The 8,599-nt window shown below is 71.1% G+C and carries 12 protein-coding genes; 9 read left to right on the top strand and 3 right to left on the bottom strand.

Annotation, left to right across the window (positions count from 1 at the left end):
- Window positions 1-38 precede the first annotated feature (38 nt).
- Window positions 39-623: a DUF4245 family protein gene (locus ACOADB_RS04845; protein ID WP_378596802.1), complete on the top strand. Its 585-nt coding sequence runs from the start codon at window positions 39-41 to the stop codon at window positions 621-623.
- Between the two features lie 9 nt (window positions 624-632).
- On the opposite strand, the gene ACOADB_RS04850 is transcribed toward ACOADB_RS04845, so the two are convergent.
- Complete coding sequence (locus ACOADB_RS04850; protein WP_378596803.1) at window positions 633-845, bottom strand: exodeoxyribonuclease VII small subunit; 213 nt, start codon at window positions 843-845, stop codon at window positions 633-635.
- On the bottom strand, window positions 842-2,074 hold the full coding sequence (gene xseA / locus ACOADB_RS04855) for an exodeoxyribonuclease VII large subunit (protein ID WP_378596805.1): 1,233 nt from the start codon (window positions 2,072-2,074) through the stop codon (window positions 842-844). Before xseA ends, ACOADB_RS04850 begins: the two co-directional genes overlap by 4 nt.
- Before the next feature lie 86 nt (window positions 2,075-2,160).
- Here xseA and ACOADB_RS04860 point away from each other — a divergent pair, with 86 nt between their 5' ends.
- Genes ACOADB_RS04860 through ACOADB_RS04885 form a run of 6 tightly spaced genes read left to right on the top strand, consistent with a single transcriptional unit; the run spans window position 2,161 to window position 5,968 of the window.
- On the top strand, window positions 2,161-2,622 hold the full coding sequence (locus ACOADB_RS04860) for a hypothetical protein (RefSeq protein WP_378596806.1): 462 nt from the start codon (window positions 2,161-2,163) through the stop codon (window positions 2,620-2,622).
- Window positions 2,623-2,668: 46 nt separating this feature from the next.
- Window positions 2,669-3,583, top strand: a complete 915-nt coding sequence (locus ACOADB_RS04865) for a PfkB family carbohydrate kinase (RefSeq protein WP_378596807.1) — start codon at window positions 2,669-2,671, stop codon at window positions 3,581-3,583.
- A gap of 17 nt (window positions 3,584-3,600) precedes the next feature.
- Window positions 3,601-4,434 (top strand): tRNA pseudouridine(38-40) synthase TruA, encoded by an 834-nt coding sequence (gene truA, locus ACOADB_RS04870; RefSeq protein ID WP_378596808.1) that lies wholly within the window; start codon window positions 3,601-3,603, stop codon window positions 4,432-4,434.
- Window positions 4,431-5,030, top strand: coding sequence for a class I SAM-dependent methyltransferase (locus ACOADB_RS04875; protein WP_378596809.1), 600 nt, complete (start codon window positions 4,431-4,433; stop codon window positions 5,028-5,030). The genes truA and ACOADB_RS04875 overlap by 4 nt, the downstream gene beginning before the upstream one ends.
- Before the next feature lie 24 nt (window positions 5,031-5,054).
- Complete coding sequence (locus tag ACOADB_RS04880) at window positions 5,055-5,735, top strand: SIMPL domain-containing protein (RefSeq protein ID WP_378596811.1); 681 nt, start codon at window positions 5,055-5,057, stop codon at window positions 5,733-5,735.
- Window positions 5,732-5,968: a hypothetical protein gene (locus tag ACOADB_RS04885; RefSeq protein ID WP_378596812.1), complete on the top strand. Its 237-nt coding sequence runs from the start codon at window positions 5,732-5,734 to the stop codon at window positions 5,966-5,968. Before ACOADB_RS04880 ends, ACOADB_RS04885 begins: the two co-directional genes overlap by 4 nt.
- Here ACOADB_RS04885 and ACOADB_RS04890 read toward each other — a convergent pair.
- The gene (locus ACOADB_RS04890; RefSeq protein WP_378596814.1) at window positions 5,958-6,626 is read right to left on the bottom strand and encodes a maleylpyruvate isomerase family mycothiol-dependent enzyme; all 669 of its coding nucleotides are present in this window, start codon (window positions 6,624-6,626) and stop codon (window positions 5,958-5,960) included. The two genes, ACOADB_RS04885 and ACOADB_RS04890, sit on opposite strands and share 11 nt — an antisense overlap.
- A 69-nt stretch (window positions 6,627-6,695) precedes the next feature.
- On the opposite strand from ACOADB_RS04890, the gene ACOADB_RS04895 reads away from it, so the two are divergent.
- Both ACOADB_RS04895 and ACOADB_RS04900 read left to right on the top strand, forming a co-directional pair.
- Window positions 6,696-7,247, top strand: a complete 552-nt coding sequence (locus ACOADB_RS04895) for a SigE family RNA polymerase sigma factor (RefSeq protein WP_378596815.1) — start codon at window positions 6,696-6,698, stop codon at window positions 7,245-7,247.
- Window positions 7,240-8,508 (top strand): hypothetical protein, encoded by a 1,269-nt coding sequence (locus ACOADB_RS04900; protein WP_378596817.1) that lies wholly within the window; start codon window positions 7,240-7,242, stop codon window positions 8,506-8,508. The genes ACOADB_RS04895 and ACOADB_RS04900 overlap by 8 nt, the downstream gene beginning before the upstream one ends.
- Window positions 8,509-8,599: the final 91 nt, after the last annotated feature.

Raw genomic sequence — 8,599 nt, forward strand, 5'->3', positions numbered from 1 at the left:
GCCGTCGGTCGAGGGGCCGCCGGGATACTTGACCCGTCATGAGCACCCCGAAGACAGAGCCCACCGGAAAGGCCGGCCGCTACCAGCGATCCGCTGCCGGCCTGGTGACCTCGCTGGTCGTGACCGTGATCGGCCTCGGCGCGCTGCTCTACTTCACCGGCGCCTTCCGGCACGACCTGGTGATCAAGCCCGAGGCGATCGACTACGCCGGGACCATCGCATCGGCGCAGCAGGCCGGGCTCACGCCGGTCTATCCCGCGACCCTTCCCGACGGCTGGATCGCGACGGGTGTCGACATCGTTCCCGGCGACGACCCGGTCTTCATGGTCCGCCTGCTGACCGACGACGGCGACTTCGTCGGCGTCCGTCAGGAGGACTCGACGATCCCGGCGCTGCTGGCGAAGTGGGTGGACGAGGAGACGCAGGTCGCCGACGCCTACACCGTTCCTGCCAGCGTGACCGCGCCGGTCGTGCGTGATTGGAAGGGCTACACCGACGACGGTGGTGACACCGCGTTCGCCGCCGAGCTCGGCGACGACTCGCTGCTGGTGTTCGGGTCGGCCTCGGCCGGGGACCTCCAGGTCGTCGTCGACAGCCTGACCACCGAGCCGATCAAGAACTGACCCGCGGGGTCAGTCCTCGTCGGCAGCCTCGAGCACGGCGTCGAGCCGGGCCCGTGCGCCGTCGATCCAGTCCTGGCAGATCGTGGCCAGCTTCTCGCCGTGCTCCCAGAGCGTGAGTGACTCCTCCAGCGTGGTGCCGCCGGCCTCGAGCTGCCGAACCACCTCGACCAGTTCGGCCCGGGCGTCCTCGTAGGACGGGGTCTCGTCAGGCGATGCACTCACGGGTTCTCCTCGATCAGTTCGGTCGTGGTGGCGGTGGCGTTGATCCGGCCGTCGGCGACGCGGACCGTGAGGGAGGCGCCGGGGGCGATGTCGATGGCCGAGGTCACGACGTGGCCGTCGGCGTCCTGGAGCACGGCATATCCGCGCTGCAGGGTGGCCAGCGGGGAGAGCGCCTTGACCCGCGCCCGCCGGTGGTCGATGTCGTCGGCCGCCCGGTCGAGTCGGGTCTCGAGCTGGCGGCGGATCCGGATCCGCCAGTCATCGAGCTCTTCGGCCCGGGCGTTGAGCAGGGTGCGGGGGTCGGCCAGCACCGGGCGGGACCGGATCGCGTCGAGCTGGCCCTGCTCCCGGTCCAGCCGCATGGTCACGGCCTGGCGGATGCGCGCGCGGGCCTCGATCACCCGGCTGCGTTCCTGGAGCATGTCCGGAACGATCAGCTTGGCCGCATCGGTCGGGGTGGATGCGCGGAGGTCGGCGACCAGGTCCAGCAGCGGCGAGTCGGGTTCGTGGCCGATGGCGGAGACGACGGGCGTGCGTGCGGCGGCGACCACCCGGATCAGTCCTTCGTCGGAGAACGGCAGGAGGTCCTCGACCGAACCGCCACCGCGGGCGATCACGATGACGTCGACCTCGGGGTGCGCGTCGAGGCGACGGACCGCCTCGATCACCTCGGCCGCGGACTTGTGGCCCTGCATCGAGGCGTAGGCGATCTCGAAGGACACGGCCGGCCACCGGCGGGTGGCGTTCTCGACCACGTCCCGCTCGGCGGCCGACTTGGGCGCGGTGACCAGCCCGACCCGGCCGGGGAGCGTGGGCAGGCGGCGCTTGCGCTCGGACGAGAACAGGCCCTCCGCGGCCAGGAGCTGCCGGCGTTGCTCCAGGCGGGCGAGCAGCTCGCCCAGTCCGACCATCCGGATGTCGCGCGCCTGCAGGGACATGCTGCCGCGGTTGGCGTAGTACGTCGGCTTCGCGTGGATGACCACCGAGGCGCCCTCGGTCACGGGCGTGGCGAGCCCGTCGAAAAGGACCCGCGAGCAGGTGACCGGCACCGAGATGTCGGCGACCGAGTCGCGCAGCGTGAGGAAGACCGTGGCCAGCCCCGGACGGCGACTGATCTGGGTGACCTGGCCCTCGACCCACACCGCACCCAGCCGGTCGATCCAGCCCGAGATCGCGTTCGCGATCGCACGGACCGGAGCCGGCTTCTCGAGCGAGGTCTCCAGGGTCACGCCCGCGAGCCTATTTGATCGGGCCGACATCGACGGCCCGCACCGCGCACTGTTTGGCGTCCGGTGTGTCGGGAGAGGCTGGGGCCGTGATGGTTCCGCTGTGGCTGCCTTGGGTGATCCTGCTCGTCCTCCTCGGAGCCCTCGTGTTGAAGCCCGAGTCGTCGCTGCGCACCTCGGGACCGATCTGGATCGTCCTGATCATCGCTGTCTGGCTCACCTTCGATCACTTCTCGGTCTCGGAGGGCGAGTTGTCCAAGGCGACCGTCGACGCGGCCGCCGCGGTGGACCGTTCGCTCGGCGGGGTGAGTCAGGACCGGCTTCGTGTCGAGATCGAGGACCGGCTCGGCCGGCCGGCGGTGATCACCCGCCAGGAGTTCGCGGATGACGATCCCGCGGAGGACTCCTACGGCTTCACCGTCACGGTCGGGGACGACGACGAACCGGCGATGTGCGTCAAGGTGGTGGAGTTCCTGTCGGCGACCTCGCCTGGTGTCCAGCCGGCGTACACGACGACCCGGGCCGGTCAGTGCACCGCACCGAATGACTGAGGCGAGTCCTCTTTCATCGGGCCGACATCGACGGCACAGTGGGGGCGTGACGACAGCCCTGGTGATCGGTGAAGCGGTTCTCGACGTGGTCCAGGCTCCCGGAGCGGCGCCCGTCGAACGGCCCGGCGGCTCGGCCGTCAACGTCGCCGTCGCCCTGGCCCGGCTGGGTCGCCCGGTCCGGATCGCGACCGCCTACGGGCCCGACGCGGCAGGCGAACTCCTCGAAGGACACCTGCGGACCGCCGGGGTCGACCTCGCCGCCGATCCGCACGTGCTGGCAGCCAGCCCGCGCGCGGACGCCGTCATCGGCGCGACCGGCGCGGCGTCGTACACGTTCGAGGTGGGGTGGCAGCTGCCCGCCGACGTACCGACCGATGCGCCGCACGTGGTGCACGTGACGTCGCTGGCGCCGCTGATGGCGCCCGGCGCAGGGGACGTCCTCGCGCTGGTGGAGCAGCTGAGGGCCACCACCACGGTGTCGTACGACGTCAACCTCCGCCCCGCGATCACGGGCACCGGCCCCGAGGTGCTCGCCGGCGTGAACCGGATGGCGGCACTCGCCCATCTGGTGAAGGCCTCCGACGAGGACCTGCTGGCGCTCTGGCCCGACCAGGACCCGGGGGAGTCGGCGTCCCGGCTCCTCGAGCTCGGTCCGTCGGCGGTGGTCGTGACGCACGGTGACGGCGGCGCGTCATGGCACTCGCGGTGCGGCTGCGACTGGTGCACCGGTGGCATCCACGCCCAGACGGTCGAGGTCGTCGACACCATCGGCGCGGGCGACACGTTCGGTGCCGCACTGATCGACCACCTCTGGCCACTGCTCGGTGCCGGCGGTGCCGACCGGATCGCAGCGCTCGAGGCGGAGGAGTGGATCGCTGCGCTGGAGTATGCCGCCAAGGCAGCCGCGATCACCGTCGGTCGGGTCGGTGCGGACCCGCCGACCCGCGCCGAACTGGGCTAGGGCCCTACGATTCACGCGTGCGGTTGCGGATCGATCTTGCCTATGACGGCACCGAATTCCGGGGCTGGGCCACCCAGCCGGGACTGCGGACGGTGCAGGAAGAACTGACGTCCGCGCTGACGACGGTGCTGCGCATCCCCGACGGTTCGCTCATGGTCACCGTCGCGGGGCGGACCGATGCGGGTGTGCACGCCCGGGCGCAGGTCGCCCACGTCGACGTCCCCGACGACGCGCTCGCCGTCGCGCCCGACCAGATGTACCGGCTCGCGCGCCGCGTCAACGGAGTGCTGGACCGCGACGTCCGGGTGCACCGGATCGGGCCCGCGGCGGAGGGCTTCGACGCGCGCTACTCCGCGCTGTGGCGGCGCTATTCCTACCGGATCGCCGACGCGCCGGCCCTGATCGACCCGCTGCGCCGTCGCGAGGTGCTGCGCTGGGGACGGCACCTCGACGGTGACGCGATGAACGAGGCCTCGGCCTCCCTCGTCGGACTCCACGACTTCGCGGCGTTCTGCAAGAAGCGCGAGGGCGCGACGACGATCCGCACGTTGCTCGACTTCGACTGGCGCCGGGACGACAGCGGGATCCTGGTCGGCCACGTCCGCGCCGACGCGTTCTGCCACTCGATGGTGCGCGCACTCGTCGGGTGCGTCGTGGCCGTCGGCGAGGGACGGCGGCCCGTCGAGTGGGCGGCCGAGGTGCTGACCGGTCGTCGACGCGACCAGGGCGTGACCGTCGTACCCGCGCACGGGCTGGTGCTCGAAGAGGTCCGGTATCCCGAGGACTCCGAACTGGCCAACAGGGCGCAGCAGACCGCCGCCCGCCGTACTTCCACCGAGGCGCCCTCATGAGCGACGAGCACTACTTCACCGCCGATCCCTCGGTGCCGTTCCAGCGGGAGACGGCGTACGCCGCCGTCTGGGGCCTCGAGCTCCAGCTCCAGAGCGGGTCGGGCGTGTTCGCCAGGGGCCGCCTGGACAGCGGCACGTCGATCCTCGTCCGGGAGACCGAACCGCCCGCGGGAGGCCGGATCCTCGACCTCGGTTGCGGGTACGGCGTGATCGGGCTCGCCGTCGCGGCGGCGGTGCCGGACGCGGTGGTCACGGCCGTCGACGTCAACCAGCGCGCCGTCCTGCTGGCCAACGAGAACGCGGAGTCGCTCGGGGTCACCGACCGCTTCACGGCGTCGGTGCCCGAGGACGTCCCGGCGGACGCGGAGTTCGATGAGATCTGGTCCAACCCGCCCATCCGGATCGGCAAGGAAGCCCTTCACGAACTGCTGCTGACCTGGCTGCCGCGGCTGGCACCCGACGGCCGCGCCGTGATGGTCGTGGGCAAGAACCTCGGCGCCGACTCGTTGCAGCGCTGGCTCGGCGAGCAGGGATTCCCGACCACCCGGCTGGCCAGCGCCAAGGGCTTCCGGGTCCTCGAGACGCGCCGCGGCTGACCGGCCGCTGTCTAGGGTGGGCGCATGCCCACCGAGTTCACCGTCCGCGGTTCGCACGTCGCCTTCCAGAGCCCCGAGCGGGGCACCGTCCGGGCCACGCTCGGCTTCGAGGGTCCGGCCCTCAAGCCCGTCTACAACCGGGTCGTGTCCGACCTCGACGCCGTGAAGAAGTCGATCCAGGTGCTGCACAACCCCGAGCACGGTCCGGTCACGTGGTGGGCGACCAAGCACATCCGCACCTGGGCCGAACGCCCGTGGAACCAGGACGGCAAGCAGCTGCCGCTGGTGCACCACGCGAGCATCAGCCTCGAGGTGAAGTTCCAGGACTTCACGAAGCTCACCGACTGGGTCGGCCGCAACGTGACCGGGACGGCCGGGTTCAGCCTCGACGGTGTCGTGTGGGCACTGACCGAGAACAACCGGCAGGACCTCGAGAAGGCGGTCCGCACCCGCGCCGTCCAGGACGCCGCGCGCCGAGCCCAGGAGTACGCCGACGCGCTCGGCCTCGGACAGGTCCGGCCCGTCGCGGTGGCCGATGCCGGCATGCTCACCATGGGCATCTCGCCCATGGACGGCGGCGGTGCGGCGCCGTACATGCGCATGGCCGGCATGGCCAAGGACTCCTCGGGAGCCAGCGAGCTCGAGCTCTCGCCCGAGGACATCGAGGTCTCCGCGCAGGTGGACGCGCGGTTCGTCGCAGAGTGAATCTCTCCGAGGTGGCGCGGCTGCTCGACCGGCAGGGCGGGCTGACCCACGAGCGCGCCGCCGTGCTCCAGCAGGCGGCGGCACCCGACCGGGCCGGAAGCTACAAGTGCGTGCACCCCGAGCTCGGCGGGCACGGGTGGTCGCACCCGTGGCCCGACGAGGAGATGACGCCGCACGCCTGCTGTCGCGAGCACGAGCACTGCCCGGCCGAGTGGGCGCGCGTCAAGGAGTGACAGCCGCTGTGGCCAGCACGGCGGCGGCATCGCCCTCGACGTGCTTGCGCTTCCACAGCATCAGCAGCAGGTCCGCAGCAGGCGCGGACAGCTCAGCCACCGGCTCGCCCTCACCGAGGTCGAGCGAGCGGTCGAGGTCAGTCGCCACGAACCGCACCGTCCCCTGCAGGGGTGCGGTCCGGCCGAGCTTGATCTGGCGCGGGTAGAACAGCGTCGCGACCTCGTCGACGCCGTCCCACGCGAGCTCGGGGGAGATCGACCACTCCGCTTCGCGTCCCTGGGAGGCGAGGGCGTCGTACAGGTGGATGGTGACTTCCTGGGTCTGGCGGCGGCGCCAGAAGATGCTCCTCGGCTCGGGTCCGAAGGTCCAGACGGTGTCGTCGGGCGCGGTGGTCCGCAGCGCGTCCAGCAGGGTGCTGGCGGCGGCACGGTAGCCCGCTACGAGTGCCGCGCGATCGGTACCGACGGCCACGGTGTCGCCGTCCGGGGTGCCGGCCGTGATCGCGTGCGCCGCCCATGCGTGCACCCAGCGGGTGTGCTCTCCGAGATCGGCCAGCGTCCAGCCGGGGCAGGCAGGGACCGGTGCTGTCAGGTCGCCGCCTTCCAGCACCTCGGCGAACCGGTCGGTCGTCGTCTGCAGCAGGTCGATCCACTCCATGGCCGAATCCTTGCAGCAGACTCGCAACAGGATTGCGGGTTGCAGCGTTGGAGGGGTGTGGAAGCAGTGATGGAGTCGAGCGGGGCGGACCCGGCCGCGTTCACCGACGCCCCGGCGTTCGATGACTGGGTCGCGGCGCGTGGCCCGGCATTGCTGCGTCTCGCCTACGTGCTGACCGGCAACGCGGCCGATGCGGAGGATGTCGTCCAGGACGCCCTGTCGCGTGCGTTGCCGCGTTGGGACCGGATCGCCCGCGTCGAGAACCCCGACGCGTACGTCCGCCGGATGGTGGTCAACGCGCACACCTCGTGGTGGCGGAAGTTCCGGCGTCGCGAGTCGCCATCGGAGTTCGTCGGTGGCGGCGAGGTCGTCGCCGGTCCGGGCGAGGGTCCCGGGCACGACGAACGGGCGCGGATCTGGGCGGCCTGCCAGGCGCTTCCCGAGGCGCAGCGGACCGCCGTGGTCCTGCGTTTCTACGAACAGCTCGAGTACGACGAGATCGCGGCGTTGACGGGGGTCCGCGAGGGCTCCGTCCGCTCGCGGGTGTCCCGCGGGATCGCCGTACTCAGGACCGAGCTGGGCAACCTGAACGAGCAGGACAGGGGTGAGCGAGATGACTGACTTCGAGGAGCAGGTGGGCGCAACGCTCGCCGCCGTCGCCGAGGAGGCGCCGGACGCGTCCGGCCTGGCCGCCGGCGCCCGCCGTCGTCATCGCGTACGACGCCAGCGGCGGATCGCCGTGGGGGGAGTCGCGGCCGCGCTCGTCGTGGCGGTGTCGGCTGTGGCCTTCGGTGCTCGCGACGGCGGGTCGCCTGACATCGCGGAGGACCCGACGGAGACGCCGTCTGCCGCCTGGCAGACGATCTCGGAAGGCGATCTCCGCGCATCGTTGCCGCCCGACTGGAAGGCCTACGACTGCGCGGGCGACAACGCCGCGTCGAATCGCAGCGTCTATGCGGCACCCGGTGAGGATCCGTGCGCCGACGGGAGGGGGACCTCCTTCGAGGAGTTTGAGACCTACGAGCCCCTGGATGCTGCGGGGGTGGTGGTTCGGCGGCCGGGCGACGGCCGTGCGTACTGGACCGCCTACGTCCATGTCGATGAGTGGATCTTCAACGTGACCTCCGCCGACCGCGACCTCACGCGCCAGATCCTCGCGACGGCTCGGCTCGACGGGCAGCCGGTGATCGACGGCTCGCAGTGGGTGTCGTTCGAGCGCAACGGCATTGGCTACGACATCCCTGCTTTCTGGGGTGTCGGCGAGAAGGGGGATCGCAGTGGCTATGCCGTCTGCGCGGTGCCGGGCGCGGCGGGTGAGGGGTCAGGTGAGCAACTCGATGACCGGCACTACGGCTTCAACAGGCCCTTCGGGAACCTGCAGGTCACGGTCACTGCGCCGACTCAGGCTGTGGCCGAGATCGTGTGGGCATCACTCAACGAGGCTCCTGACGCGGTCGGTGGCGGGTGTGTCGAGGAGGACTTCAACGTCGGCCTGCTACCGCCGGAGGGTGGTCCCGGCAAGCCGGTGGAGGGCTCGGAGTCGGCTTCGGTTCCGGGCACCACCGCCGATGCCGCCATTGCGTTCGGTGCGGATCTGGCGCGGTTCCACGCCGCAGGCGAGGACTATCCGATCGACATGTTCGCTGTGGAGAGCCTCATGAAGGACGGCGACCTGGCACCGTTCCAGCCCGGCAACCGGCTCAACATCTACTTCCGGCTGAGGACGCAGCCGGGCGTCCTCTTCTGCCTCGTCAACGAGACCACGGGCGAATACGCCGCCTACGACAGCACAGCGGGCGGATTGATCGGTCAGGGCACCACGGACCCCGGTGGCGTGTCGACCTTCGATGACCGGTGTGCCGCGGAGATCAACGACGGCTGAGGGGGCGATTTCGCGCAGGGGGCAGTTGCGAGGACAGACCGGAATTGAAGGACGACGGCCGCCCAGGATCTCTCCTGGGCGGCCGTCGTTG

It is taken from the genome of Nocardioides sp. CPCC 206348, from assembly GCF_048654705.1.
GTDB lineage: Bacteria > Actinomycetota > Actinomycetes > Propionibacteriales > Nocardioidaceae > Nocardioides.

Bases quoted from the DNA above. Each gene is read 5' to 3' on its own strand.
- ACOADB_RS04845 (WP_378596802.1), top strand. From the start codon at position 39: ATGAGCACCCCGAAGACAGAGCCCACCGGAAAGGCCGGCCGCTACCAG.
- ACOADB_RS04875 (WP_378596809.1), top strand. From the start codon at position 4,431: ATGAGCGACGAGCACTACTTCACCGCCGATCCCTCGGTGCCGTTCCAG.
- ACOADB_RS04880 (WP_378596811.1), top strand. From the start codon at position 5,055: ATGCCCACCGAGTTCACCGTCCGCGGTTCGCACGTCGCCTTCCAGAGC.
- ACOADB_RS04890 (WP_378596814.1), bottom strand. From the start codon at position 6,626: ATGGAGTGGATCGACCTGCTGCAGACGACGACCGACCGGTTCGCCGAG.
- ACOADB_RS04895 (WP_378596815.1), top strand. From the start codon at position 6,696: ATGGAGTCGAGCGGGGCGGACCCGGCCGCGTTCACCGACGCCCCGGCG.
- ACOADB_RS04900 (WP_378596817.1), top strand. From the start codon at position 7,240: ATGACTGACTTCGAGGAGCAGGTGGGCGCAACGCTCGCCGCCGTCGCC.